A 26,211-nucleotide genomic window follows, 5' to 3' on the forward strand; every position below is an offset into this window, starting at 1 on the left:
CTCATCCTTTAATCGTCGCATAAATAACTGCTCTACCTTCCAATCCGACTTGATTCTCATACATTGAAAGAACATGGTTAACGTTGCCAGCAGCTAATGAATCCTTCTCAAGAAGTTCGTAAAACCCTGTTTTGCGCAAATCAAGGCTGAAAACCTCAGCAGTAATTTCCCCAACGCTTTCACCAAATGTTTCGATATTCGGGTGACGAACATTAACTCTCTCATTATTGACATGATGTAACTTCCAACTACATAATCTTGGTACCTCCTGAAGAACAACTGGAGAATGCGTTGCCATTATAGCCATACCATTATTATCAGCTAACAATGTTGATAGTGTTCGTATGAATGCAGACAATAGCGGTGGATGCAAATGGTTTTCAGGTTCATCAAAAAGGCATATTGTTCTATTTTCTACCAACTCGACGACATGAGTTAAATAGTATAATACCGCAGCATGTCCAGAGCTTAATGTCTTGAATAAAGCAGTTGCGAGTTCTACTAGCGTTTCTTCATCCTTAATTTCCACAAGCTCATTCAAGCTTAACTCTTTAAAGTTCACATCTAACTGAAGATGCTCCATAACCTTAAGCCAAGATTTTCTTCTAACTCCGGAACCTAACAAACATCCGTTTAATGAGATAGCAAATTCTTTTGCAAGATCTTCACCTATATCTTTTGGTTTACGTGTTTCAGTATTATACAACCCGATATATTTTTTCTTAGTCCTATCTTTCTTTATTTTTGAATCATTAAATTTCACATATTCAAATGGCTTATCAAATATACTTAAAGAAAAATATAGCAATTGCCCAAAATCATATGCTCGAATATCATCTCCATTTGGTTTTGTAACTATACCATCAGCTTTATCGATATGATTGACAATTCTTCTCAATAAATGACTTTTACCAACCCCATTACGTCCGATCACAACATGTATATTACTGGGGGGTTTTGAGTTTGGAATAACAGAAAAATAGATTTCATTATCTTCATCTAAATTCAGCACAAACCCAAACTTTTTAAGTGCAACACCAGTTGATATTATATCTTTAAACTGACTTTTGATAGTCGATTCACTTACATATCGCGTCAAAGAATCAATAAGAACCTTTTCGGATATTGACTCCTCAAATATATTTTCATCATAAGCAATATCACGTAAAGACGATAATACATGAACTTTAACATCATTACTTAAACTATTTAGGTGCTGATAATACTCAGGCGACTGTCCTAAAGAGAAAAAGTCATCCGAAAGACATTCAAATTCATCTGATAAATAATCGATAGTACGTTGTTTTACCTCTTGTTTTTTAAACCCTATCTTGACCTCCCCTATTTCACTAAAATCAGTAGAATTACAGAAGGTAAGGTAAAACGTTGTCACGAATGAAAAGTCATTCCACCTTATATTTGGAGTTAGGCAAAAATAGGCACTATTACTGCGTTCAGGGGTTCCAATTTTAAATTTCATATATCTCCCGAATATCAAGAAGTTGAAATCACACACTTCCTATTTATATATCATTACCAATGGATTTAACTCCACAGCGTCTTCAAGATGGTCATGTGCAAAATGCGCATATCGCATGGTTTCACGGATATTGGCATGGCCTAAAATCCGTTGAAGCACCAAGATATTTCCACCATTCATCATAAAATGACTCGCAAATGTGTGCCGTAAAACATGAGTTTTTTGGCCTTCGGCTAACCGTATATCAGTTAGAGCAAGCATTTTCTTGAACTCCTGATAGCAAGGATGGAACATTTTTCCCTGCAAAGGAGCTAGCTCGTCAAACAACCAACGAGGAATCGGAACAGTGCGGTTCTTCTTCCCCTTCGTTTTTGTAAATGTAATCTTGTGAGGTGAAAGCTGTGAACGCGTTAGGCGTTCGGCCTCACTCCATCTAGCACCGGTCGCGAGGCACACTTTGACGATCCGGGTTAAGTAAATTTTCCCGTAGGACTCACAAGCCTCAAGTACTTCACGAATTTGAGAGTCAGTAAGCCAGGACATTTCTTTTTCGGCTTCTTTGAAAATTCTCACACCCTCAAGAGGATTTGGAAGATTCCATTCGCCCAACCGCTTTAGCTCATTGAACACTGCTTCAAGGTACTGTTGCTCCCGATTCACGGTGACAGGTTTAGCAATCCATTTTTCAGGATTCGCGTGATACCCATTGTCGATTTCGCCTTTGAGGCGTTTATCTCGATAGTGAGCAAAATCTTTTGCGGTAAGCTGACTCGCTATCGGATCCCCCAGACCACGGCAAACAATATGCAGTTTAGCTAATCGTGATTTACTAGCCGCGAGTGACTGACCGTGAAGGTTATGCCACAGTTCAATCAGTTCGCTCAGACGTCGACGGTCTTCTTTCTCTCCCATCCACGGCTTATTTTGCGCCTCTTCGCGATAATAATGTTCATAAGCAACCGCTTCACCTTTGGTTGAAAACTTTTTTCGAACACGACGACTGGCAGCCCCGTCGACGCGGAAATCGCAAAGCCATTCACCAGATACTAGTTTTTTTATCGCCATAATTCTTTTAGCTTGTTTTGCTCAAGGTGAGGTACACCAGACCAATACACTCAACCTCTGAAACTGCGCACTGAAAATCAGTATCCGAGTTGCTTACTTTAATTTTGTTACCCGGGATTCTAGCAACGTCGTAAATGTCGTGATCACCATCGATACTTAGAAGCCAACGGCCGTTAGAAATATCAGTCGAGTCAAAATCGACAATCCAGGAATTCTGTCCCTTACAAATATATTTAGGACTTGTTACCGCATCTGAAAGAAGCGAAGCATCAACAATCCATTTGTCATTTTCTATCAAGTGGCCGGCTTGGATATCGAAGCGAGCTAACGTCTTCATTTTACCTTGAGTGTGGTCTGTATCGTACTTACTCCCCTTTCCTGTCGCCAACCAGCGCAGTGACACTCCTGTATCCAGAGCACAAGCAACCACCACATCCCCAGGAAAATAATCTCGTCTTATCCATGTGCTGATCGTCCCGGATGACAGTTCGTGCATATCACCAAGCTGCTTTTGCATAGTGAAACCATAAGCGTCCAGCATGCGCTGTAACACAGCTTTTCCACCCTGTAGTTCGTCTAGCTTCATCTTAAAAATCCGAGTTATCGCAAAAATCCGATTTGACACCTTAAATAAATAAGATTAGATTTTGCTTGAACCTGAAAAATGCACGCCAATGCACAGTAATGACAATCAATCGAGGATGATCACTTATGCCCCCACAAATTGCAATCCCGTCCGGCGCGGACCTCATGACTTATGACGAATTTTCTGAACGCTACGGCTACAGCATTCGGACTGTAAAACAAATGGTTGCCGATGGAGACTTGCTCCTAATGCCTCGTAAAAAAGACGGTGGTGCAGCTCGTATCAACATGGTTGCTTTTCGCGCCCGTCTGCTCCAGCAGGGTATTAATTGCAAGTACGTCGCCGTTTGACCATCTTGATTATGCAAGTTGAAAGGGAAACCAACATGTTTGATTTTCAAGTTTCCATACAGCCGCACTACGCCGAAGCCTGTCGGGCTTTTGCTTTACGCCATAACCTGGCTGATCTGGCGCGCCGCGCAGGAATGAACGAGCAGACCCTGCGCAACAAGCTGAACCCGGAACAGCCGCACCACCTGTACGTTGAAGATATTTGGCTCCTGACCGACCTGACCGAAGACCCGACGCTGGTCGATGGCTTCCTGGCGCAGATGCATTGCCTACCATGCACCCCCATTAACGAACTGACGAAGGACAAGCTTTCAACCTATGTAATGCAGGCCACAGCTCATATCGGGCAGATTGCGGCCAATACGGTTGCTAATCCACGTATGACGTTGCTATCCCGCCGTTCACTCGTTGATAGCGCAAATTCGGGGATGCGCTGCCTTGCGCTGGCTGCCATGGCAGTTGATGCCCGGCTGAAAACAAACCCAGCGATGGCAAGTGCCATTGATACCGTGACGGGCCTCGGCGCGTCGTTCGGTCTGCTTTGAGGCTGACGCTATGGATACAGGCCCGAGTTTCGCATCCCGACTGGTTCGCCAGTCACCATCAATGGACTACGGCAATGGCTGGATCATGGGTAAGGATGGCAAGCGGTGGCATCCCAGCCGTGACCAGTCTGCATTGCTAAGTGAATTGCACTCAAAAACCCGTAGGCCGTTCGCAGCCCGGGTATTGAAGTTCTTCTGGAGGCGTTATGAGCAACAGTACTACTAACGCGAGTTCGCTTAATAATGCTGACGTTGCACCGCCCCCAATGTCCGGAGAGGAGTTTTTTCAGCGTTATCATTGGTATCAGGCAGCAACGAGTAATAAGGCACTGCGTTATTTCAACCGCATGTCAGCCGATTTTAAATTTGTCGTTTTAACACTGGCTAACCGTAATGCGCCAGGCACTTTTCAGGCGAAGGAAATCGGGGAGCCGTTTGAATATTTTGATGAGGCGCGCAGGCTGCTAATCATCAAATCAATGAATGAAATTGCACGATGGGGGCAAATTCTCCCGCGTTGGATTTCAGAGTACGAAACCAAATTACCTGAGTAATTAACCCGCAAAAAAAATCATGGCGTAAACCCGCCGGGGATTTTTTTGCCCTAAATCTGGAGTTCGCTTTATGAAAAATATTGAAACCCGCCACACCAAAATAGGCCCGGATGATGCCGGGCTTACAACCGTTTTGCTAATGGCTGCCCGTCTTGAGGAACGCAAGGGCCGCGCGGATGTAACCGCCTCGCGTCTGGAGGTACTCGCCGCTCACATCGTTTCCGGCGAAATGGGCCACCGCGAAGCCGCCGAACTGTTGCGGCAGGAAGCGGAAAAATACCGCAACGAAGCTGCGGAGATCCACTGATGGCCGACGCAATGGATCTCATCCAACAGCGAGAGCAGGAAGAACGCGATCGCCACATCAGCAACGCCCGCAGCAAACAAGCTGCGGTTTCTCTTTTCTTCTGTGATGCCTGCGGCGCCCCCATCCCGGAAGCACGCCGTATTGCCGTGCCAGGCGTTGAGTGCTGCGTAACCTGCCAGACCATCAGCGAACTGAAAAGCAAACACTACAGGGGTGGATTATGAGCACAATACTGAAATGGGCGGGTAATAAGACCGCCGTTATGCATGAGTTGTTAGAGCACCTGCCCGCCGCTGGCTCGCGCCTGGTGGAACCGTTCGCAGGTTCATGTGCTGTGATGATGGCAACTGATTATCCGGCGTACCTCATTGCAGATATCAATCCGGATCTGATCAATATGTACCGTGTCATAAGCAGCGACACGGACAAATTCATAGAACTGGCCCGCGCGATGTTCGGTAGCCATAGCCTTGCAGAAAGCTATTACCGTGTCCGCGAAGCATTCAATTATGACAACGGGCTGGACTGTTTACACCGGGCTGTTTATTTCCTCTATCTGAATCGCCATGGTTATCGCGGCCTCTGCCGATACAATAAATCCGGGCGAATTAATGTGCCCTTTGGCAATTATAAAGGCCCCTATTTCCCGGAAACCGAAATTCGCGCATTTGCCGAAAAAGCAAAACGCGCGACTTTTATCTGCGCGAGTTTCGACGAAACGCTGGGAATGCTGAAAACTGGTGATGTGATTTATTGCGACCCGCCATATGACGGAACGTTTAGCAACTATCACACTAGCGGTTTTGGGGAGGACGAGCAGTATCATCTGGCGTCCATTCTGGTTCGCCGGTCATCACAAGGCTATCCGGTTATAGCATCCAATGCTGACACCTCTCTGGTGGCATCGCTTTATCACACATTTACCCTTCACCGCATAACGGCCCCGCGCAGCATCAACATTGATGCCGGAGGCGGCAAAATCGCAAACGAGATTATTGCTGTTTCTCGCCATCGCCCGATCTGGTCAGGTGTCGACCTGGCTAAAGGTCGTGATTGGTCTGCCGGGGTTCAGGCATGAAACCAGCTGCGTATTACAACGAAATCGATCCATTTGCAGCGCAGTGGCTGCGCAATTTAATCGCCGGCGGTCACATCGCCGCGGGTGAAGTTGACGAGCGGAGTATTGAAGATGTCAGACCTGATGACCTTAAAGGCTTTACACAATGCCACTTCTTTGCCGGGATTGGTGTCTGGTCTCATGCCTTGCGACTCGCGGGCTGGCCGGACGACAAACCAGTATGGACAGGCTCCTGCCCGTGCCAACCTTTCAGCTCGGCAGGCAAAGGAGATGGGTTTGCTGACGAGCGGCACTTATGGCCCACATTCTTCCATCTCATCAGCGAGTGCAGGCCTCAGTATGCTTTTGGCGAGCAAGTTGCAGCAGGTAACGCAAACTCATGGTTCGATCTTGTTCAATCAGACCTGGAAGGAGTGGGATACGCCTTCGGGATTACGCCGTTTACGTCAGCGAGCATCGGCGCGCCGCACATCAGAGAGCGAGCTTACTGGGTGGCCGAGTCCGTTAGCCAGCAACATCAAAAATTGTTACCAAGATTGGTTGAAGGTGATAGCGCGCAAGGAAGCCGGGCGACAACCCAATCTACAGGATTTTGCCGTGTTGGCAGCATGGACAAAACCAAGTCATTCCGACGGGAACCGGGGCGGGACAGGAGTAACACCGAACATGACGGGCAGCAGCCTTACGCAGCAGGTCAAGTTTGCGGGGTGGCCTACGCCAACATGCAACACCAACCCACAGCCGGAAACACCCCGGGGGCTACAAAACCTTTCGGGCGCAGTGAAATTATCCGGATGGCCAACCTCGATAGCTGGCTCGACAGCAAGAACCGGTTGCAATGCCTCGGTGAACACGGACAGTTTGAGGAAAACGGTAGTTCTGTGTGGAGGGAACTTGAAGGGCTCGGGGATCAATGTGACGTCGCTTCCCCCATTGCCCTTGAGGTTAACGGTTTTTGGCGAGATGCGGATTGGCTCTTTTGTCGAGATGGTAAATGGCGTCCAGTTGAACCCGGCACATTCCCGCTGGTTGATGGGGCTGCCGCACGCCTGGGACGAGTCGAGTCCGGGGTGGCAAGAGTGGCAAGCAGCAACCGAGTCGGCAGAATCAAGGGATATGGAAACGCCATAAACGCTTATGCCGCCGCGGCATTTATAGAAGCGGCTATGCAGGCGGTGTTATGACTGATGCTGCTTTTACCTATCCGTGGAACGCTCCCCGCCCGGCTATCGGCGGGGTCGAGTTCACTAAATCCGCTACGGGGTTCCATTACCTTACACCAGACGGTAGCCGTAAATGGCTGCCGCTACAGGATTTGGTTGATCAGGATGAGAAGCCGGATAACGCAAAATATCTACGCCGCCGCCTGGCGGCTATGCCGCATTACATCCGCAGGTTCTATGCGCAGAAATTGGAAAAACAGGATCAAAAAGGCAAAAGCGCCGCTGATGCCTGGTTAGTAAACACGTTTGAACGGTACGTTTTGAGCCGATACGACAGCGTCAATGACCGTTATTTGCCACAGGGCGCTTTTCCTGCGGTGTTGATGCCCCTGCGCGATCAGTTCTGGCGCTTGCTCTGGGCAGGGAAAAAAGAACTGAAACGGCTGTCTCATAACCTCGCTGACATCATGGGCAGCGAGTTTATGAGAGAGTTTGATTTCCAGATGGCCCGCCTGTCTGATCCTCATTTTGCTACGTTGTCAGGCTATGGGCGCATGGGTTTTCTTGCGTCACATCTAAACACAAGCGTTCCATGCTGGCGCGCATATTGCGACGAAACACTGGAAGCGGAAACGGCATTAAGCGCCGTCGCCCGCCTCCAGTCTTCAACATGGTGGTTGAACCGCCTGCGGCGTATGCATGCCCGCTGGCGCGAGCACCTGATGGTTGCAACCGGGTATGTTCAAAAAAAATCTGCGCCCTACGCCAGTGATCCATGCGTCCATGAATGGCAGGCGCAGAAAAAAGCCAACCGCGAATACATCAACGCAATGGAGCTGGAAGACGAAGACACCGGCGAACGCATCTCATTGGCAGATAAGGTACATGGCAGCATCGCTAACCCGGCAATTCGCCGTAGCGAGCTAATGGTTAGAATGCGCGGTTTTGAAGACCTTGCAAAAACCGCAGGACTTGCCGGGGAGTTCTACACTCTCACCGCCCCATCGTGCTATCACGCAACGTTAAAAGATGGCCGTCGCAACGATAAATACACTGGCGCATCACCACGCGACACGCAGCATTACCTGTGCAAAGTGTGGTCAAAAACAAGAGCCTCGTGGAAGCGGCATGGCATCCGTGTTTTCGGATTTCGCGTTGTCGAGCCACACCATGACGCTACCCCACATTGGCATCTGTTGCTTTTCATGCGCCCGGAGCATGTAGAGCAGGTACGCGGAATTTTTCGCGAGTATGCCCTGTCGACTGATGGTCATGAACCCGGCGCGCAGGAAAACAGGTTCAAAGCTGTTCCGATCGAGGAAGAACACGGCAGCGCAACGGGCTACATCGCTAAATACATTTCCAAAAACATCGACGGATACGCACTGGATGATGAGAAGGACGACGAAACCGGAGAGCCTTTGAAAGAGATGGCCCGTCGTGTTAACGCCTGGTCATCGCGATGGGCCATCAGGCAGTTTCAGCAAATAGGAGGCGCACCAGTGACGGTCTATCGCGAGCTGCGTCGCCTGCGCGATCGTGAGCTGGTATTGCACCCCGAAATTGCCGAAGCGCACACCGCCGCTGATGAGGGGAATTGGGCTGGTTACATCACGGCGCAAGGCGGCCCACTCGTTGCCCGTGATTGCCTGCGCGTACGCCTGAGTTATGAAGTCACCGAAAACGGCAATATCTACGGAGACGATGTAACGACCATTTCCGGTATTTACAGCCCATTCAAGGGTGAATCGTCCCTTATTTTTACCCGTACCACGCAATACAAAATCGTACCGAAGCGCAAAGAAGATGAAGCGCGCGGTTTAGATTTTGACCTTCCAGGCGGCATCGCCGCCCCTCGGAGTTCTGTCAATAACTGTACGCGAGAGCCGCGAACGGTTGAAAAGCCATCAGTTCCCCTGTCCATGGTCGGAGATGACAGTGTCAGATCGAGCGTGGACTACTCAACCCTGACCAGGAAAGAGAAAAAAGCAGTCGCAGCGCGGCTTTCCAATGAATTCCATGAAGAGGAACGACAGAAGCTCGAGCGCCGGAAGCTGATTCCAGCGCGGTATCAACCGGGCGAGCAAGCCGAACGAATCCGGGATTTTGCCCGGTCGATTGGCTGGGATATCGGGGAAACAGAAATAGGCCTGCTGATGGCGGGCCAGCGCATAGCTCTGAACGGCGTTTTTTACTGCGCCCGAAGCGACGGCGCGCTTTATCGAACGCGAGAAAAAATACCGCAATCAACGGCAGAGACGGTCAACACACTGGTGACAAGGCTGCGATCTGCTTATTCAACCAACAAGGATATGACATGAAAAGAAATACACACAGTCAGGTGGCACTTCGGTACCGCATGGCCAGAAGTAACAATGCGGTACCAGACACGAACACAGTCAGTTTTGATCGTGTTGGCCATTTCATCGAGTACCGTCATTTTTAACCATGCTGCAGTATTGCCAGAAATGACATTGCTGCAGCCGAGATAAAATAATGAGCTATCTGGGAAGTAAGGCCGCCAGCGGCGTCTATCAGAAAATCATCGCGGAAATGCCACCGCATGATACATACATTGAAACCCACCTCGGGGGTGGTGCTGTCATGCTGCGTAAACCGCCCGCCCTGAAAAATTGGGGGATCGATATCGACATGGAGACTATCGAGTCATTCAACAATGACAACCCTGAATTTCTGGATGCACTGAAAGACAACCTGTTTATAGATATTGGTGATGCTGTCGATTTCCTACAAAAATTCGACTTTGCCAGTGCGGGTCAGGTTCTGGTTTATTCCGACCCGCCCTATTTGCCAACAACGCGATCCAGCTCCGCACGGTATCGCCACGAATACACATTAAACGACCATTACCGCCTGTTGCAGTGTCTGTCTTCGTTGCCAGAAAACGTTAGCGTTATCGTGTCAGGTTATCCGTCTTCCGTTTATGACAACGCGCTACCCGGCTGGCGCACCCGTGAATTTCAGGCCATGACCCGTGGCGGCGTGAGAACAGAGAAAATCTGGATGAACTTTGCCGCAGGCAGCGCCTATTCACATATATTTGCCGGAAAAGACTATAACGACCGGAGTCGTATTAAGCGCAAAGCCAAACGTTGGGCAGATAAATACGCGGCTCTGCCAGCATCTGAGCGCCTAGCGATCATGGTTGCTTTAAACCAGATTGACGCTGCATCCTGATTACAACGAGGTTTCCAATGGCGAAGACATCAGCACAGCGTAAAGCCGCGCAACGTGCCCGGCAAACAGCCGCCGGTGAGCAGAAAATTGAAGTGGTGTTGGATGAGCAAGAAAGGGAAATGCTGGCGCGAAATTGCGTCGCGCGCCGACCCGGTAAGGAACCCTACGACACCGGCGAATATATTGCCATGCTGATCCGGCAGGATGATGCCCGCACACGTGGGCGCATTAAATCGATAAGCACCCGGAAATGCAGGAAATGCGGCGACAGCCTCCCGGTTGCGTCGTGCCCATGCCAGGGCGATTCTAAATGCTGGGCTACAAACGGATGGCATGAGGTAAAACTCATTATGTGACATGTCACGCGCCCGCGCTTTAGCGGGCAAAATTCCCCTTTTCATCAGACGACCAATTTCCACTCAATCAGTAAGACAAACTTCATATTTTCCGTAGGTGGCTAATAAGTCACGCAAAACAGCCATATCAAAAAATGCATTTTCATCCGTAAATCCCCCTTTTCTCTTTTTGCAATTACGTGTTACTGTATGTTTATACAGTATCCTTGCTGGGAGGGATTTCATGGTTGTAGAGGATGTTAGTCGTTTGCAGCATCAAATGGCGTGCGTGCAATTTATTGCAGAAATTTCACTTATTGCAAACTGCAAGCCGTCAGATCTTAAATTGGCCCTGAGTTTAATCGCTGACCTTACACACAATGAAAGCGATGAACGCGAAGAGAGTATTTTTTACAGAGCCGAATGAATGGAATACATCACGTTGGATAACAAGAAAAAATTACGAACGGCGCTGATTGCGGATTTCTGGGATAGAGATGTGAGGGAGGGCGAGCATCGGTGCAGTTAATGATAACGCCGCAGCGGACTAAAACTTGTTTTAGGCCGTTGTGGGGTTGAACAACGAGCGACGCGAGGCGTTAGAGCATGGGTGGTAATCAAGAGCAGAGATTTCAGACCGTGCGCCAGGGCCAGGCGCTACCAAACTATAAACCCGGCGGCTGGGTTTTGTTTCAGCGTGCAGGTTTCACAGACTACTGGCTGGGCCGGACATTTGACGGGTATTTCATGCTCGGGCCTGACCATCCTATCCATGGTAACGAGGCTGACAGATTCATTATTTACTACGAGGCCGAGCAATATCGGCGGTCGATACCTGTCGAATATGACCCGCAAATGCCGCTTTTTTGACTCTCGCATGTTGTGCATGACTATGCTGCATGAAAATGAATGATCGGAAAAGGATCGTTTATCCTCTGGCCCGCCTGCACTGGCGGGCTTTGTCGTTATCCATGCACATGCATGAAAAACCATGCATAAAGCGGGCGGGCGTGGCGGGGCTACGAGTCCACACTTCAACTTTTCCCCATTGACAGTGCGCAATAGCAATCGCACAATCAGCTAAATCCTAGAAAATGGAATTTTATATGAAAAAAATAACTCCGCGACAAAGATTGAGGGACGTCAAACGCTCAATATTGTTCCGAACGGGAGGTCACAGAGCTAGGGTTAAAGGGAAAAGTTTTCATTACGAAATGGAATGGAGACAAGCCAATTATTGGATTGAAAAACAGTCAGCCGAAGGTTTAGATGTTAAACTTATAAATGAAAATAAAAAAGGGCTGATCCTAACCTTACCACCTGAAATGGATTTTTCAGATAATTATGCAGTGACAGTTCAACACATTAATGCCATACGAATGTTATCGGAACGAAAAGGTTTACCAAATGCAAGCTATCAATTGGCATCGGTTAATTTTCACAATTTGAAAAAAATCTCCACTTCTGCTGCACTTGTTTTGACAGCAGAATTATCAAAGTGGGATGATGCAATAAGGCAGAGATTGACACCAAGAATAGACGGCTGGGATAAAGATATTTTACGTAACTTTTATGAATTAGGGTTCTTCGAATTATTTAAAAAAAGCCGAAACCTTAAGTTAGACTTTGAAGAATTGAAGTCATCTGATAATGGAAAAAGATTCGTAAAATATTTAAAGGGGAAATGTGGAGAAATTGCTAAGACAAAAGTTTTAAAACGAGAGATCATTGAATTAGTTGGTGAGGCCATTGAAAAATGGATATTTTTGCATAGCGGTTTAAGCGAAGCGATAACTAATGTTTCGCATCACGCATATCCTGTAGATTCAGGATTTAAAGAATATGATAAGAATTGGTATCTGACTGGATCATATGATATCGACAGTAAAGTTTTGAAAATAGTATTCTATGATCAAGGGGTTGGAATCCCAAAAACATTACCCGCATCTAAGGTTTGGGAAAAAGCACTTAGTGTCTTAGCCAAAATCCCCGTAATGGAAAGGTTTAGAGACGAAGAGTTATTGAAAGCTGCGGTTGAACTTGACAGAACCAGTACTGATGAAAATGACAGAGGTAAGGGGTTACAAGATCTTCTTGAATTTATAAGGCAACGTGAAAATGGATACTTATCAATCATGAGCCTTAAAGGACTTTACAAACACTCTATGAATCAGGGGGTTACCAAGGTCAAAACTGAGAGTTTTGCATCACCAATCTGTGGTACACTTATCATATGGAGTGTGTCTCTTGATTGAGATGAGGATTTATTATGAATGATTTTGAAATTAATATCGGAAAAGATTTTTCTTCTACGCCTTCTGGAAGATATTATATAGATATGACGGAAAGTAGTGGAGAGCAATTTAGAGAAGAATTACTCTGGCCTACATTAAAAGAACTTAAGGGAAGCCAAAGAATCAAAATTATTTTAGATGATGACGTTGAGGGTTATGGTTCATCTTTTTTAGTCGAAGGTTTTGCTGGAATAGTAAAATATGGTTACATGGATAAAGCAGACTTAATAAATAAACTATTATTAATTCAGAACGATCCCGACTTTGATTTATTTAAAAAGAAAATTCTACAGTATATTAACGAAGCCGTTTTTAATTCAAAACGATATGAAAGCACAAAACCTGAATATCTGGAAAAAATAAAGAGACGGAAGGAGCATACAAAATGAATTCCTCATATGATTATCATTACATGATGAATTCCGAAGAATTATTCAAAAGGGTCGATTTCGATCCTCACCAATATGGTTTTTTTCTATCAAACAACAGCGTTGATAATATCAACTTGATTCATGTTATCAATGGTGGGTTTTCTTCTGTTACTCACGCAATTAGTTCCTCTGGAAACAGTACCTTTTCGGATGGTTTTATTCTTGCTTTAGTCGGCGCATTTAGTGCCTTTGCGTTTAACTTAGTCCAAAGGATAATAGAATCCAAATCGACGCGTCTTTCTAAATCAGGTGACGCAATGCTTTTACTTATTAAAGAATTCGAGGATATTACGGTACGATATTGGATTAAGGGACATCATTCAACAACTCCAGATCAAGAAAGTAATGCATCAAACGAAATCATAATAAAAGCAATGTTAATGACAATAGATAAGAATATGAAAGTGATAATAAAAAACCTACCATTAAAAAACAAAAATTTCAACAAAGTAAAATTAGAAGCATTTTCTTCTGATGTTTATGATTTAGCTACTGGCGATGACTTCGAGGCTGAAGAAAGGCCTTCCAATAAAACTAAGGCCTTTGCTATATCTAAAAAATGTAGTGAAGCAAGAGCAATCATCTTGGGGTTGGTTTAGACGAGATAATTTTCGAACATTATTACATCAATACCAACCCAATCATTCAACTGTGTCATCCTCTTTTGTAGAGGTTCAAGTTCATTTTTTACAAATACCTTACTTGCTTTTTCGACGTCCCCAAACCCACCGACATTACTCGGCATTATCCCCATCAACTGCGGCGGAACACGATGCGCAGCGAGCATGTCATCACGCGACACATTTTTGATATTCAGAAACTCATCCTTAGCCGCAACCTCGCTCAAAGGGATGATCTGAATTCCGTCCTTCTTGCCGTTCGGCGAATACATAAAAAGGTTACGGAAGTTACCCGGCCCCTTTGATTTCTTAAGTGCCTCGCGGATGTTATCAACATCTTCCTGATTTGCCGCCGGGTCGCTCATATACATGATGAAACCCGCATGGCTACCATTCAGATAGTATTTACGACGAAACAGCGTGGCAGACTCATTCAATAATGCCGACGGGATAGCAGACAGATACTGCGGCAGCCCGTACATCTCCTGATTTAAATCAGGCTCCATAAGGTGAAAAACCCTCCCCTGCTCAAATGGGTATGGTTCTTTGTTGTATCCATATTGCGTAAACCAATATTGGTCGGGGTCAACACCGCGTCGGGTATATTTCGCCAGTGCCGGTTGCAGGCTTAACGTCTGCCCCAGACGATTTACACGTTGTTCGAGGTAAGCATTACCGAACGTCAGAAAATCGAGAGCAAAGCGTGAAAATGCCTGCTGTGACAGGAATCGGTGCGGTATAAACGTACTGGTAAGAATGTTGCACTTAACCTGGATGGCGCTACTGTGATGAACTGCCGCCCGGTAAGTCCTGGCCAGGCCATCCATACTGATCGGCGGTTCGTACCAGCGGTCAACCTGAACACATTCGAGATAGTCAAACAGTTCACGCCGGTCGAGCACCGGAACCGGATCGCCGAACGAAAACGCCTCTGCATGGGCAGAACTGGCAGTGTTGGCCATTGTCATTTCGGGTTGGCGCGGTGCGCTTTTTTTTCTGTAATGACGTTTACCCATCAGAAAATCTCCACAATATTTTGGTTGCTGGCGGTGGTTCCTTCCAGCGGTTCGTTAAAGAGTGCGTGCATCGTCGCCCAGGCTAAATCGGCGTGGCTGGCCTCTTCGCTGCGTGATGCTTCATAGGTTGGGCGGTTGCCGCTGGCGGTAGTAGCCCGGCGAATTGCCATAAATGACTGCGCAATGTCGGTAAGGCCCGCGTCAAACTCCAGGCGCCGGGCGTTAACAATGTCCCAGGCTTTAAGCACCAGGGCATTTTTCACGTTGGGGTTATAAATAAATTCGCGGGCCGCCGGGAAAAATTGCTTCACTGTTTTGTAAACACCATCACCCACGCCGGTAGAGTCAATACCGATGTAGGTCACGTTATAACGCCTGGTGATCTCTTGTATGGCTGCGGCCTGCGCCCGGAAATCCATTCCGCGCCACTGATGACGTTCAAGAATTCGAAATTTGCCGCCAGGAACATCAGGCGGCGCAATGACCACGCATCCTGCGCTATCCCCGTTTGTCGTCCCCTTCGCCGGGTCGTAGCCAATCCATACCTGCTTCCAGCCAAACGGGCGGATCAACAGCGGTTCGAAATCGTCCCAGACATCCCAGCTATCGACCATGCATCCCTGCATCATTGCCAGCGGGAATACAGATGCCAGGTCATCCACAAACTGGCACATCAGCAGGTTTTCATACTCATCAGGGCTGTATTCAAGCCGCAGCTGATCGAGGTCAAACAGGTTACACCCGCCGTTGACAGCATCCTCTATTGTCACAATCTGGCGATATTGCCCGTCCGGGCAACGAACGCCAGCCGCAAGATGGGTATGTGAAAGGTCAAATTCGACGCGGTCCGCTTTAGGGCGGCCCTTGTTGAACAACGCACCAGACCAGAACGGATAAGCGCTGTGCGTCAGGCTGGAAGGGGTTGAAAAATAGGTTTGACGCCATTTTTTATGTAGCGCCATACCCGATGCGACTTTACGCAGCTCCTGAAATTTAGGTATCCAGAAGTATTCATCAAGGTAAAGGTTGCCGTGATAACTCTGCGCGGTGCGGGCATTAGTGCCGAGGAAATACAATGTCGCGCCATTGGGTAGTGTCATTGGGTCGCCTTTCAGGTCGACATCGACCTCTCTGGCAAACTCAATAATGTACTGTTTGAAGACGTGCGCCTGAGCCTTGCTTGCTGAAAGGAAAATCTGGTTTCGCCCGGTTGTAAGTGCGTCAATTAACGCCTCACGAGCAAAATAGTAAGTCGCCCCTATCTGGCGGGATTTCAGCAGATTGCGGATACGGTTTTCAACGCCAGCTCGCCACCAGTGCTTCTGGTATTCGAACATCCCAGCCTGGAAAATCTCCTGGAGTTGTTCGATCTGCTCGTCAGTAAAGACATTTTTCTCAGGTGCTTTGCGCGGCCCGCTATTACGGTTGGCAACTTTGGGATTCAGATCGGCTTCATTACCGCCGTTATTGAATTTCCCGATCCTTGCCTGCTGTACTGCCTGTCGCGAAAGCAGATCAATCTCTTTGTAGTCGCGCCCCTCCTTCTGCTGCTTCATAACCAACTGGCAATAGCGCGCTGCCGTTGTGAGCTGCATTTGTTCAAGCGGGCCGATCTCGGCCCATTTGTCACGCTTTTTCCAACTGTGAACAGTTGCGGCTTTCTCGCCCAGCATTTCAGCAATGCGGGCTATGCGTATGCCGCTGAAATACAGGAACATGGCCTGTTTTCGCGGGTCGAGATCGGGATTGACTAGTGTCGGGTTCATGCCGCAAGACTACGGCCCGCCGCTCTCCTTAACCTCTCTGCTAAATTGTGCCATTTTCCCCACAATGGTCCCGCGTTGTTTATCACTCCCCATCGCCGCAAACATAAGGCTCTGAACATGTTACGAAACAACCGGAGCCGGACAGATGGCAAAAAAATCAAAGCGTTTTCGTGTCGGTGTAGAAGGCGCCACGACTGACGGACGCACTATTGAGCGCGACTGGTTAACGCAGATGGCTGAAACCTATGACCCGACGGTATATACCGCTCTGGTCAATATGGAACACATCAAGGGTTATACCGCTGACAGTCCATTTCGCCGCTACGGGAAAGTAGACAAGCTCGAAGCGGCTGAAATTTCCGAAGGTCCGCTGAAAGGAAAAATGGCGCTTTATGCATGGTTATCTCCGACAGATGACCTCGTCGCACTCACGGACAAATGGCAAAAACTTTTCACCTCCATGGAGGTAAATCCTGCTTTCGCCGACAGCGGAAAAGCCTATCTGGTTGGCCTGGCTGTCACCGATGATCCTGCAAGCCTGGGCACGGAAATGTTGCAGTTCAGCGCGACAGCACCGGTAAACCCACTGGCACGTCGCAAACTCGACGCAGGGAATCTCTTCACCGCAGCAGAAGAAACTGTGATCGAGTTTGAGGATGTAGCCGACTCAGTCAGCATTCTGGAACGTATCAAAAGCCTGTTTTCTGCAAAAACGACCAGTGACAATAAACGTTTTTCTGATGTGCAACAGGCAGTTGAAGTCGTTGCGCTGGAGCATCAGACGCTTTCAGAAAGCGTGACCTCACTAAGTGAGAAACAGGGCGGCTATGCACGGCAGCTTGAAACGCTATCAAAAGAATTTACTGAACTGAAAACCCAGCTTTCCATTCAGGACAGTCGAAGCGATTTTCGCCCGCAGGCAACGGGTAGCGGAAATCACAACGAAAACCTGACCAACTGCTGACGGAGCAAAAGCGTAATGAAAAAAGAAACCCGCTTTAAATTCAATGGCTATCTGACGCAGTTAGCAGAGCTGAATGGTATTACTGCCGACGATGTCGCAAAAAAATACACTGCTGCGCCATCAGTGGCACAGACGCTGGAAACCAAAATTCAGGAATCCTCCAGCTTCTTGCAAAAAATCAATATCATCCCGGTGGATGAGCAGTCCGGGGAACGTCTCGGCCTCGGCATCGGCGCAACTATCGCGGGGACAACTGATACCACTCAGAAAGACCGCGAACCAACCGACCCGACCTATATTGATGGCGAAGGTTACAAATGCACGCAGACCAATTTTGATACCGCCCTCCCGTATCAGAAGCTGGATTTGTGGGCAAAGTTTCAGGATTTTCAGACCCGCATCCGCGACGCTATCATCCAGCGCCAGGCGCTTGACCGCATCATGATCGGTTTCAATGGTGTGAAGCGTGAAAAAACCTCTGACCGTGTGGCGAATCCTTTACTCCAGGATGTGAACATCGGCTGGCTTGAAAAAATTCGCCAGGAAAAACCCGTTCAGGTACTGGATAAAGTTATCGGTGAAGATGGCCAGGTAATTTCACAGGTGATCCGTGTTGGCAAAGCAGGCGATTTCAAAAATCTCGACGCGCTGGTAATGGGAGCGGTTAATGAAAAAATTGCCGCATGGTATCAGGAAGATACTGAACTGGTCGTGATTTGTGGTCGCGCTCTGCTGGCTGACAAATATTTCCCGATCGTCAACCGCGACCAGCCTAACAGCGAATCACTCGCAGCAGATCTTATTATCAGCCAGAAGCGTATCGGCAATCTGCCTGCGGTCCGGGTGCCGTTCTTCCCGGCCAATGCCATGCTGATCACCCGCCTTGATAACCTCTCCATTTACTGGCAGTCCGAAACCCGCCGTCGCTCGGTTATCGATAATCCAAAACGTGACCGTGTGGAGAATTTCGAATCCATCAATGAAGCCTACGTTGTTGAAGATTATGACTGCGCGTGCCTGATTGAGAATATCGAAATGCTGGCCGAACAAGCCGACGGTAATTCCGGCGTACCGCTGACAACTGAAAACATCCAGGAAATCGTTTCTGCTGCGGTTCAGGGTGTATTGAGCGGTCAGGCATCGACAGGTAATGCGGGTTCCGGGGCGTAACGATGAATCCGTTTCGAACGCATACGCAGTATATCCAGGCACAGGAGGCCGCCCGTCAGGGCGGCAATGCCACAGCGGCATTGTCTGGCTATAACCGGATGTTGTTGCAGCTCTCCGAGCATCGCAGGCGCCTCAAAGGCGTGCAGTCTAATGAACGCAAGGCCGCACTGAAACGTGAGTTTCTTCCTGCCTATGCCGCCTGGGTGGCCGGGTTACTTGAGGCCAACTCAGCGAATCAGGACGATGTCGCGATGTTCATTATGATCTGGCGTATCGACGCCGGGGATTATACCGGCGCACTCGATATCGCCCGTCATGCGGTAAAGCACGGCTGGGTGATGCCAGACCGTTTCAACCGAACAACCGGAACCGCCATTGCCGAAGAATTCTCTGACGTTGCAATGCGCGCTTTCACAGCAGATGAAGAATTCAGCGCGGCCATTCTGACACAGGTTGTTGACCTGGTTGATGACGAAGATATGCCTGACCAGTCCCGCGCACGTCTTTTTAAAGCAATGGGTTATGCCTTACGGGCCAACGATCAGGCTGTCGCTTCACTGAATTACCTCAAACGGGCTGTTCAACTGGATAACAACATCGGCGTAAAAACTGACATCAAACAACTTGAGGCCCGCTTACGTAAAGCCGTGACGGGTTAATGAATCGTGCCCACGCGCGGGGCGGCACGGGGAGGAGACAGGCTTTCAGCCGCATCAAAACCCCGTCCACCGCCCAACTATCGGGGAAAACAATGAACATGAAATTCGTTTCGCCAGAACCGGCGAAAGAGAGCGCGCAGGACGTTATCAAAAACACCTTCTTTTGGCCTGAAATCCGACCCGCAGATTACCGGGCGTCTATGAGAACAGACGGCACAGTTACGCCTGAGCGGCTTCGTTCTGCGCTGTTGACGGCAATTTCAGAGGTCAACGCCGAGCTGTACACATTCCGCGAAAAACAGATGGCACGCGGACTGGAGACACTGGAACAGGTTCCCGCCGAGAAGATCGACGGTGAAAGCGAACGGGTCCGGCTTTACCGCTGCGCCATTTTTGGCTGGGCAAAAGCCAGTCTGATCGAGCGTTACCGGGATTTTGACTCAACTGGTGAAGGAAACAAAAAAGCTGATGAGCTGGAAACATCGCTCGGCGATGTGTGGCGTGACGTGCGCTGGGCATTATCGCGGCTTCGTGATCTGCCACATATGACAGTAGAGCTGATTTGATGAAAGTCCGGGCACAGCAATCAGACACCGTGGATGCCATTTGCTGGCGCTACTACGGCAAAACACAGGGCATGACGGAAATCGTGTTAAACGCGAACCCCGGCCTTGCCGATATGGGGCCAGTGCTGCCGCATGGTCTGGAAATTGAATTGCCTGAGCAGGCATCGTCATCAACGGTCACACAGACCATCAAGCTGTGGGAGTAGTGGAATGAACGCAGAACGCATCAACGCAGCAATCACTTATGCAATCGCGGTTTTTCTGGCATGGCTGGGCGATTTTTCTGTGAAAGACCTCAGTTCTATTTTTGCAATGCTGATCGGTGCATGTACCTTCGCTGTTTACTGGTATTACCGCCGTAAAACCTTTCAGCTCCTGGCCGCCGGTAAAATCTCTGCGGAGGACTACGAGCGTGCAAATCGTTAAACGCTGTATCGCGGCGGTGATCCTGACGATTGCCGCAACACTCCCCTCATATCAGTTACTGCAAACCTCACCGGAAGGCTTGCGACTCATTGCAGATTATGAGGGTTGCCAGCTCACCCCTTACAAATGTAGTGCCGGAATATGGACCAGCGGGATCGGACATACGGCAGGCGTTAAGCCCGGTCAGACAGTCAGCGAACGTCAGGCCGCCGATAATTTTGTGACTGATGTATTGCTGGTAGAACGTCGCCTGGCTGTCTGTGCGCCGGTCAAAATGCCGCAGTCAGTCTATGACTCACTGGTCAGTCTGTCTTTCAATGTCGGGACCGGAGCAATCTGCCGGTCAACCATGGTGGAATTTCTCAAACGCCAGCAGTGGTGGCAGGCCTGTAATCAATTGCCGCGCTGGGTCTATATCGATGGTGTCAAAAGTGCCGGACTGGAAAAGCGCCGCGCGCGTGAGTTAGCCTGGTGCATTAAGGGAGTCGGCCAATGATGTTATCACGCGGCATGATTGGCTTTATGGCGATGTTGCTTGTGCTGTCGGCTTTTTTGGGCTGGCAGCTTCTCCGGGCGCATGAAACCATTGGCGAAAAAGAGCAAACAATTGCGACTAAAGAGGCCGACTTGTCACGTGCAAACAGTCAGCTCATCGCTACCAATATGTTGAACCGTATGAATGACGCATACCAGGTCGGGTTACAGCAAAAGTCATCCGGTATCGAATCCGCATCAAATCTTCGCGCAGCCAACGTCAAGAAGGTCTTCAATGATAAACCAGAAAATAGCGCCTGGGCTGGCGCTGCTTTGCCTGCTGACATTATCCGGTTGCACACCAGACCGGCATTTGTCGGGGCCGACGCTTACCTTCATTACCTGTCCGAAAGTGACGCGGTGCGTACTACAGGCCAGTGATCCCGCAACGAATGGCGAGCTTGCAGCAGCCAAAGACCAGGCTGAAAAAGACTGGGCGTTGTGCGCTGCGAAAGTAGACATGATAGTGGACTGTCAGGAGAAAACCGATGAACAAGCCCGACTCACTGCGGCAGGCTTTAAGCCAGGGAATTGAGTATCTTGGTCACAACCCGGATGCACTACAGCTCTATGTTGATAAAGGGTCCGTAGTCAGTTCGGGCTTTCCCGCAAACGGCTGGGAGTACCGCTACACCCTCAACGCAGTGATAACCGATTTTGCCGGCGATCAAAATCTCGTGACTGCCGTCGTCTGCAACTGGTTATCCACGCATCAGCCCGACGCATTAAACAACCCGGAATTGCGGGAAAAAATCTTCCGCTTTGAAGTCGACATTATCCGCAATGACCTGGTGGATATCGCTATTTATCTGATGCTGACTGAGCGCGTGATTGTCACAGAAAGTGGCGGCATAGCGACCGTTGCCGCAGCCACTGAACCGGATGAGCCTGAAATCTGGCTGGATCATCGTCATGGATAATATCGTCCATGTCGAGTCCTGGATTAATGCGCTATTGGAAAAGTTGACCGCACAACAGCGGCGCAAGCTCCTGCGTGATGTGGCAATCCGACTGCGTCAGCAACAGCAAAAAAACATCCAACAGCAGAAAAACCCTGACGGCAGCGCATTTGAGCCAAGAAAACCCCAGCTACGAGCGAAAAAAGGGCGAATCAAAAGACAAATGTTTTCAAAAATGCGCACGACGCGGTACCTGAAAACTCAAATCACCGGGAACACCGCCGGTGTTGAATTTGATGCGAAAGCCCGTCGTATAGCCCGCATTCACCATTACGGTTTGCGCGACCGGGTAAGCAAAAAAGGCCCGGAAATCACTTACCCTACCCGTCAATTGCTTGGCATTTCAGACGTATCAAATGAACTGATCGCCGATCTGATCCTTGAGCACCTTTCTCGTTAATTGTCTGGTTTTTCCTACAACGGCAGGCACTAAACGTGCCTGCTGCCTACTGGAATACTCATCATTATGAAACCGAACTCTGAAAACTCCCTGGCTGAGTTATATCGCCTGTTACTCAATATCGTACGCATCGGCGTTGTGACAGAAGTTGACGCCGATGAATGGTTATGCCGCGTACAGACAGGCGATCTCGAAACAAACTGGCTGAACTGGCTCACTATGCGAGCGGGTAAATCACGCACATGGTGGAAACCGTCCGTTGGCGAGCAGGTACTTTTGCTATCGATTGGCGGCGATCTCACCACGGCGTTTGTGTTGCCGGGCATCTATTCCAACGACGCTCCTCCCCCTTCCACATCGGAAGAGGCGATGGTGATGTCATTTCCTGATGGGGGCTGGCTTGAGTATGAGCCTGAGACGGGTCAATGGTTAATCAAAGCCGCGTCAAGTGTGGTTATTAACGCCCCCGACAGTATCGAAATAACAACAACAAATCTCAAAATTTCGGCAGCCAAAACGAGCATTAACGGCACGGTAGAGCAGAGCGGCGGCAACATGTCATCTAATGGCATCGTTGTTCACACCCATACACACGGGGGTGTAAGCAGCGGTGGTTCAAATACAGGTGGCCCGGCATGATGTATCTCGGCATGAACCAACAAAGCGGCGCTGCTATCACCGATCTGGAGCACATTCGCCAGTCTGTGCGCGATATTCTCATTACACCGGTAGGCTCACGCATTAACCGCCGCGAGTATGGCTCCTTACTTTTTTCCCTCATTGATTCCCCCCAGAACACGGCAAACCGACTGCGTGTGTATGCGGCAGTCTACAGCGCACTGAATCAATGGGAGCCACGCATCAGATTAAGCAGCATTTCTATCGAGACCACGGCAGACGGAAAGATGGTTATTGAGTTAACAGGCTGGCGCGCTGACGGCTCGCCGTTGAATGTCAGTGTTGATGTGGGGGTCTGATGAGCACAGTAGATTTATCGCAGTTGCCCGCACCGGAGATCATCGACGTCCCGGATTTTGAAATCCTGCTGGCTGCGCGTAAAGCGGAACTCATCGCGCTCTATCCGCGAGATGAGCAAGAATCCGTTACACGAGCGTTGGCACTGGAATCTGAACCAATGGTGAAAATCCTCCAGGAAAACACTTACCGTGAAATTCTTTTACGACAGCGTATCAACGAAGCGGCACAGGCGGTCATGCTGGCCTATGCACTGAATACAGACCTTGACCAGCTCGGCGCCCTGTTCAACGTTGAACGACTGACAGTTACGCCAGCCGATACAGCGGCAGTACCGCCGGTCGATGCAGTGATGGAGGCTGATGATGATCTGCGCGCTCGCGTGCAATCCGCATTTGAAGGCCTTTCAGTTGCCGGACCAACCGCAGCTTACGAGTTTCATGCACGTAGCGCCGATGGACGCGTTGCAGACGTAACAGCAACAAGCCCAGCACCTGCACAGGTTGTTGTAACCGTACTGGGTCGCGATGGTGACGGAACGCCACCCGCTGATCTCGTCGATGCTGTTGCAGCGGCTTTGAATGACGAGACTATCAGGCCGGTTGCTGATCGTCTCATAGTCCAGGCCGCTCAAATTGTGCCCTATAAAATTGCAGCCACGCTCTATTTCTACCCTGGGCCAGAAGCTGAACCCATCATTGCCGCCGCAAAAACCAGGCTCCAGAGCTATATAGCCAGTGTGCAGCGCCTGGGGCGCGATATCCGACGTTCAGCAATTTACGCAGCGTTACACGTTGAGGGAGTGCAGCGCGTCGAACTGACTTTTCCAGCCGCCGACGTGGTGCTGGATAAAACGCAGGCGTCATGGTGTACAGACTGGTCGGTAACAGGCGGGGGCACAGATGAATAACAGTTTGTTACCAACCGGCTCCAGCGCGCTTGAGCGTCGCTTAGCACAGGTATGCAGTGGTATCAGCGGGCTGGATGTCCCGTTACGTGATCTGTGGAACCCGGCGACCTGTCCCGCCAGCTTTTTGCCCTATCTCGCCTGGGCGTTTTCGGTTGATCGCTGGGATGAAAGCTGGTCAGAAAGTTTAAAACGCCAGGTTATTCAGGATGCTTTCTATATTCATCAGCACAAAGGCACCATCAGCGCTATCCGCCGTGTGGTTCAGCCATTTGGCTTCCTCATCCGAGTAATTGAATGGTGGCAGAACGGCGACCCGCCTGGCACGTTCAGGCTGGATATCGGTGTTCAGGAACAGGGTATTTCAGAAGAAACGTATGCCGAACTGGAACGGTTGATAAGTGATGCAAAACCATGCTCCCGGCACATGTTGGGTATGAGTATAAATCTGCAAAGCCAGGGGAAAATAAACACAGGGGTTGGGTGCTATACCGGCGAAACGTTGACGGTTTACCCCTACATGCCGGAAACAATTCAGGTCGGCGGTACGCCGTGGACAGGTGCGGCTATCCACACAATCGATACGATGAGGGTACAAAATGGCGTCTAAATATTTCGCACTGTTAACCGAGCGCGGCGCGGTAAAAATTGCGCAGGCTACAGCGCTGGGGACACAGGTAAAAATCACCCAGATGGCGATAGGTGACGGCGGCGGTTTTCTACCGGTCCCGTCTTCATCACAGACAAAACTGGTCAATGAGCGCCGTCGTGCTGTGGTTAACTCACTGAGTATCGACCCATTGAACAGTAGCCAGATTATTGCAGAGCAGATTATCCCGGAAGATGAGGGTGGCTTCTGGATACGTGAAATTGGTCTGTATGACGACGCGGGAGAACTTATCGCAGTTGCTAACTGCGCGGAAACATACAAGCCAGTGCTTTCTGAGGGGTCAGGCCGTACACAGGTTATACGCATGGTGCTGATCGTCAGCAGTACTGACGCTGTGACACTGAAAATAGACCCGTCCGTAGTATTGGCTACCCGCCAATATGTTGATGACCAGATTATTGTAGTGAAAGTCTATGTCGATGACCTGATGTCTAAACACATTGCTGCACCAGACCCACACACTCAATATGCACGCAAAGCATCACCCACCTTTACCGGCATCCCGACAGCACCGACGCCAGAGTCCAGTAACAACAGTACCCAGCTTGCCACCACTGCATTTGTCCGGACCATCATCGCGCAGCTTGTCAACAGTTCACCAGCAGCGCTCGACACACTGAATGAACTGGCAGAAGCGCTGGGTAACGATCCTCACTTTGCGACTACAATTACAAATGCGCTGGCAGGCAAACAACCATTGGACAATACCCTCACCGCATTATCAGGGAAATCCATATCAGCGCTCCTTACATATCTTGGCCTGGGTGATGCTGCAAAACGAGGTGTCGGCACAGGTGCAAATCAACTCCCTGACATGTCAGCTTTTGACTTTTCACGAAACGGGCAAAATGCCTGGGATATTCTCCCTAATGGTATGATTCGACAAGTAGGCACTTTATCTTTGGCACCAGTAGGCAACTTCAACCCGCAGGTTCTGGGAGGGGTGACATATTACACACACTATTATCGAGTTAACTTTCCGCGATTATTTCCTAATGCCCAGATAGCAACGATAGCTACATTAGCCAGTTACACCTATTCGAATCAGGCAACCATGGCCGGAAAATCAATTTCAACACACAGGGATACCGACTCAGGCACTGATGTCTCCAGGGCAAGATTTACCGTAGCGTATACGACGCCAAATCTTGGTGAAATTCCGACTGTGCACTTTGAATCAATAGGGTATTAAC

The 26,211-nt window shown here is 49.1% G+C and carries 37 protein-coding genes; 32 read left to right on the forward strand and 5 right to left on the reverse strand.

Annotated elements, in window-relative coordinates:
• Position 1 precedes the first annotated feature (1 nt).
• The 3 genes from IP582_RS19290 to IP582_RS19300 are packed head-to-tail and all read right to left on the reverse strand — an operon-like array spanning position 2 to position 3,131.
• Positions 2–1,480, reverse strand: a complete 1,479-nt coding sequence (locus tag IP582_RS19290) for an AAA family ATPase (protein ID WP_193794145.1) — start codon at positions 1,478–1,480, stop codon at positions 2–4.
• A gap of 39 nt (positions 1,481–1,519) precedes the next feature.
• Positions 1,520–2,545, reverse strand: a complete 1,026-nt coding sequence (locus tag IP582_RS19295) for a tyrosine-type recombinase/integrase (RefSeq protein ID WP_108700809.1) — start codon at positions 2,543–2,545, stop codon at positions 1,520–1,522.
• Positions 2,546–2,552: 7 nt separating this feature from the next.
• Positions 2,553–3,131 carry a phage repressor protein CI gene (locus tag IP582_RS19300; protein ID WP_108702295.1) on the reverse strand — a complete coding sequence of 193 codons (579 nt, stop codon included), beginning with the start codon at positions 3,129–3,131 and terminating at the stop codon, positions 2,553–2,555.
• Between the two features lie 164 nt (positions 3,132–3,295).
• Between IP582_RS19300 and IP582_RS19305 the strand changes: the two genes are divergently transcribed.
• From IP582_RS19305 to IP582_RS19375, 16 genes are all read left to right on the forward strand, one after another.
• Positions 3,296–3,481: a hypothetical protein gene (locus tag IP582_RS19305; protein WP_223878774.1), complete on the forward strand. Its 186-nt coding sequence runs from the start codon at positions 3,296–3,298 to the stop codon at positions 3,479–3,481.
• Between the two features lie 35 nt (positions 3,482–3,516).
• The gene (locus IP582_RS19310; RefSeq protein WP_193794146.1) at positions 3,517–4,026 is read left to right on the forward strand and encodes a phage regulatory CII family protein; all 510 of its coding nucleotides are present in this window, start codon (positions 3,517–3,519) and stop codon (positions 4,024–4,026) included.
• Positions 4,027–4,036: 10 nt separating this feature from the next.
• A complete protein-coding gene (locus tag IP582_RS19315; RefSeq protein WP_193794147.1) occupies positions 4,037–4,252 on the forward strand; it encodes a phage filamentation protein Fil family protein in 216 nt (71 codons plus the stop codon).
• A complete protein-coding gene (locus tag IP582_RS19320; RefSeq protein ID WP_228007912.1) occupies positions 4,233–4,580 on the forward strand; it encodes a hypothetical protein in 348 nt (115 codons plus the stop codon). The genes IP582_RS19315 and IP582_RS19320 overlap by 20 nt, the downstream gene beginning before the upstream one ends.
• Positions 4,581–4,650: 70 nt before the next feature.
• Positions 4,651–4,887, forward strand: coding sequence for a DUF2732 family protein (locus tag IP582_RS19325; RefSeq protein ID WP_193794148.1), 237 nt, complete (start codon positions 4,651–4,653; stop codon positions 4,885–4,887).
• Positions 4,887–5,111, forward strand: a complete 225-nt coding sequence (locus IP582_RS19330; RefSeq protein ID WP_193794149.1) for a TraR/DksA family transcriptional regulator — start codon at positions 4,887–4,889, stop codon at positions 5,109–5,111. Before IP582_RS19325 ends, IP582_RS19330 begins: the two co-directional genes overlap by 1 nt.
• The gene (locus IP582_RS19335) at positions 5,108–5,965 is read left to right on the forward strand and encodes a DNA adenine methylase (protein WP_193794150.1); all 858 of its coding nucleotides are present in this window, start codon (positions 5,108–5,110) and stop codon (positions 5,963–5,965) included. The genes IP582_RS19330 and IP582_RS19335 overlap by 4 nt, the downstream gene beginning before the upstream one ends.
• Positions 5,962–7,149: a DNA cytosine methyltransferase gene (locus IP582_RS19340; protein ID WP_193794151.1), complete on the forward strand. Its 1,188-nt coding sequence runs from the start codon at positions 5,962–5,964 to the stop codon at positions 7,147–7,149. Before IP582_RS19335 ends, IP582_RS19340 begins: the two co-directional genes overlap by 4 nt.
• Positions 7,146–9,449, forward strand: a complete 2,304-nt coding sequence (locus IP582_RS19345) for a replication endonuclease (RefSeq protein ID WP_193794152.1) — start codon at positions 7,146–7,148, stop codon at positions 9,447–9,449. Before IP582_RS19340 ends, IP582_RS19345 begins: the two co-directional genes overlap by 4 nt.
• Before the next feature lie 175 nt (positions 9,450–9,624).
• A complete protein-coding gene (locus IP582_RS19350) occupies positions 9,625–10,326 on the forward strand; it encodes a DNA adenine methylase (protein ID WP_193794153.1) in 702 nt (233 codons plus the stop codon).
• Between the two features lie 17 nt (positions 10,327–10,343).
• Positions 10,344–10,682, forward strand: a complete 339-nt coding sequence (locus IP582_RS19355; protein ID WP_193794154.1) for a hypothetical protein — start codon at positions 10,344–10,346, stop codon at positions 10,680–10,682.
• A 223-nt stretch (positions 10,683–10,905) separates the two neighbouring features.
• Positions 10,906–11,088 (forward strand): hypothetical protein, encoded by a 183-nt coding sequence (locus IP582_RS25410; protein ID WP_228007913.1) that lies wholly within the window; start codon positions 10,906–10,908, stop codon positions 11,086–11,088.
• Positions 11,089–11,267: 179 nt separating this feature from the next.
• Positions 11,268–11,531: a hypothetical protein gene (locus IP582_RS19360; protein WP_193794155.1), complete on the forward strand. Its 264-nt coding sequence runs from the start codon at positions 11,268–11,270 to the stop codon at positions 11,529–11,531.
• Positions 11,532–11,767: 236 nt separating this feature from the next.
• Complete coding sequence (locus tag IP582_RS19365) at positions 11,768–12,916, forward strand: hypothetical protein (RefSeq protein WP_193794156.1); 1,149 nt, start codon at positions 11,768–11,770, stop codon at positions 12,914–12,916.
• A gap of 14 nt (positions 12,917–12,930) precedes the next feature.
• A complete protein-coding gene (locus IP582_RS19370) occupies positions 12,931–13,344 on the forward strand; it encodes an STAS-like domain-containing protein (protein ID WP_193794157.1) in 414 nt (137 codons plus the stop codon).
• Positions 13,341–13,985: a DUF1659 domain-containing protein gene (locus IP582_RS19375; RefSeq protein WP_193794158.1), complete on the forward strand. Its 645-nt coding sequence runs from the start codon at positions 13,341–13,343 to the stop codon at positions 13,983–13,985. The genes IP582_RS19370 and IP582_RS19375 overlap by 4 nt, the downstream gene beginning before the upstream one ends.
• Here the strand turns inward: IP582_RS19375 and IP582_RS19380 are convergent.
• Together IP582_RS19380 and IP582_RS19385 are read right to left on the reverse strand one after the other, a co-directional pair.
• A complete protein-coding gene (locus IP582_RS19380; RefSeq protein ID WP_255520055.1) occupies positions 13,982–14,974 on the reverse strand; it encodes a phage portal protein in 993 nt (330 codons plus the stop codon). The genes IP582_RS19375 and IP582_RS19380 overlap by 4 nt on opposite strands.
• A gap of 47 nt (positions 14,975–15,021) precedes the next feature.
• Entirely contained in the window at positions 15,022–16,788 is a 1,767-nt protein-coding gene (locus IP582_RS19385; RefSeq protein ID WP_193794160.1) for a terminase ATPase subunit family protein, read from the reverse strand.
• A gap of 145 nt (positions 16,789–16,933) precedes the next feature.
• Between IP582_RS19385 and IP582_RS19390 the strand changes: the two genes are divergently transcribed.
• The 16 genes from IP582_RS19390 to IP582_RS19460 all read left to right on the forward strand — a co-directional run bounded on the left by IP582_RS19390 (position 16,934) and on the right by IP582_RS19460 (position 26,210).
• Positions 16,934–17,752: a GPO family capsid scaffolding protein gene (locus IP582_RS19390; protein WP_193794161.1), complete on the forward strand. Its 819-nt coding sequence runs from the start codon at positions 16,934–16,936 to the stop codon at positions 17,750–17,752.
• A 15-nt stretch (positions 17,753–17,767) separates the two neighbouring features.
• Complete coding sequence (locus IP582_RS19395; protein ID WP_108700791.1) at positions 17,768–18,922, forward strand: phage major capsid protein, P2 family; 1,155 nt, start codon at positions 17,768–17,770, stop codon at positions 18,920–18,922.
• 2 nt (positions 18,923–18,924) lie between these two features.
• On the forward strand, positions 18,925–19,581 hold the full coding sequence (gene gpM, locus IP582_RS19400) for a phage terminase small subunit (protein ID WP_108700790.1): 657 nt from the start codon (positions 18,925–18,927) through the stop codon (positions 19,579–19,581).
• A gap of 98 nt (positions 19,582–19,679) precedes the next feature.
• Positions 19,680–20,147 carry a head completion/stabilization protein gene (locus IP582_RS19405; protein ID WP_193796312.1) on the forward strand — a complete coding sequence of 156 codons (468 nt, stop codon included), beginning with the start codon at positions 19,680–19,682 and terminating at the stop codon, positions 20,145–20,147.
• Positions 20,147–20,353: a tail protein X gene (locus IP582_RS19410; protein WP_108700789.1), complete on the forward strand. Its 207-nt coding sequence runs from the start codon at positions 20,147–20,149 to the stop codon at positions 20,351–20,353. Before IP582_RS19405 ends, IP582_RS19410 begins: the two co-directional genes overlap by 1 nt.
• A 4-nt stretch (positions 20,354–20,357) precedes the next feature.
• Positions 20,358–20,573, forward strand: coding sequence for an HP1 family phage holin (locus IP582_RS19415; RefSeq protein WP_193794162.1), 216 nt, complete (start codon positions 20,358–20,360; stop codon positions 20,571–20,573).
• Entirely contained in the window at positions 20,560–21,069 is a 510-nt protein-coding gene (locus IP582_RS19420) for a lysozyme (protein ID WP_193794163.1), read from the forward strand. Before IP582_RS19415 ends, IP582_RS19420 begins: the two co-directional genes overlap by 14 nt.
• Complete coding sequence (locus tag IP582_RS19425) at positions 21,066–21,488, forward strand: hypothetical protein (RefSeq protein ID WP_193794164.1); 423 nt, start codon at positions 21,066–21,068, stop codon at positions 21,486–21,488. Before IP582_RS19420 ends, IP582_RS19425 begins: the two co-directional genes overlap by 4 nt.
• The gene (gene lysC / locus IP582_RS25415) at positions 21,388–21,642 is read left to right on the forward strand and encodes an Rz1-like lysis system protein LysC (protein ID WP_255520056.1); all 255 of its coding nucleotides are present in this window, start codon (positions 21,388–21,390) and stop codon (positions 21,640–21,642) included. The genes IP582_RS19425 and lysC overlap by 101 nt, the downstream gene beginning before the upstream one ends.
• Positions 21,596–22,027 carry a phage tail protein gene (locus tag IP582_RS19430; RefSeq protein ID WP_193794165.1) on the forward strand — a complete coding sequence of 144 codons (432 nt, stop codon included), beginning with the start codon at positions 21,596–21,598 and terminating at the stop codon, positions 22,025–22,027. Before lysC ends, IP582_RS19430 begins: the two co-directional genes overlap by 47 nt.
• Positions 22,020–22,466 carry a phage virion morphogenesis protein gene (locus tag IP582_RS19435; protein WP_193794166.1) on the forward strand — a complete coding sequence of 149 codons (447 nt, stop codon included), beginning with the start codon at positions 22,020–22,022 and terminating at the stop codon, positions 22,464–22,466. The genes IP582_RS19430 and IP582_RS19435 overlap by 8 nt, the downstream gene beginning before the upstream one ends.
• A gap of 66 nt (positions 22,467–22,532) precedes the next feature.
• Positions 22,533–23,105 carry a phage baseplate assembly protein V gene (locus IP582_RS19440; protein WP_193794167.1) on the forward strand — a complete coding sequence of 191 codons (573 nt, stop codon included), beginning with the start codon at positions 22,533–22,535 and terminating at the stop codon, positions 23,103–23,105.
• A complete protein-coding gene (locus IP582_RS19445) occupies positions 23,102–23,443 on the forward strand; it encodes a GPW/gp25 family protein (protein ID WP_193794168.1) in 342 nt (113 codons plus the stop codon). The genes IP582_RS19440 and IP582_RS19445 overlap by 4 nt, the downstream gene beginning before the upstream one ends.
• The gene (locus IP582_RS19450; RefSeq protein ID WP_193794169.1) at positions 23,443–24,351 is read left to right on the forward strand and encodes a baseplate assembly protein; all 909 of its coding nucleotides are present in this window, start codon (positions 23,443–23,445) and stop codon (positions 24,349–24,351) included. The genes IP582_RS19445 and IP582_RS19450 overlap by 1 nt, the downstream gene beginning before the upstream one ends.
• A complete protein-coding gene (locus IP582_RS19455) occupies positions 24,344–24,958 on the forward strand; it encodes a phage tail protein I (RefSeq protein ID WP_193794170.1) in 615 nt (204 codons plus the stop codon). Before IP582_RS19450 ends, IP582_RS19455 begins: the two co-directional genes overlap by 8 nt.
• Complete coding sequence (locus IP582_RS19460) at positions 24,948–26,210, forward strand: phage tail protein (protein ID WP_108700779.1); 1,263 nt, start codon at positions 24,948–24,950, stop codon at positions 26,208–26,210. Before IP582_RS19455 ends, IP582_RS19460 begins: the two co-directional genes overlap by 11 nt.
• Position 26,211 lies beyond the last annotated feature (1 nt).

The organism is Citrobacter sp. BDA59-3, from assembly GCF_015167655.1.
GTDB lineage: Bacteria > Pseudomonadota > Gammaproteobacteria > Enterobacterales > Enterobacteriaceae > Phytobacter > Phytobacter diazotrophicus.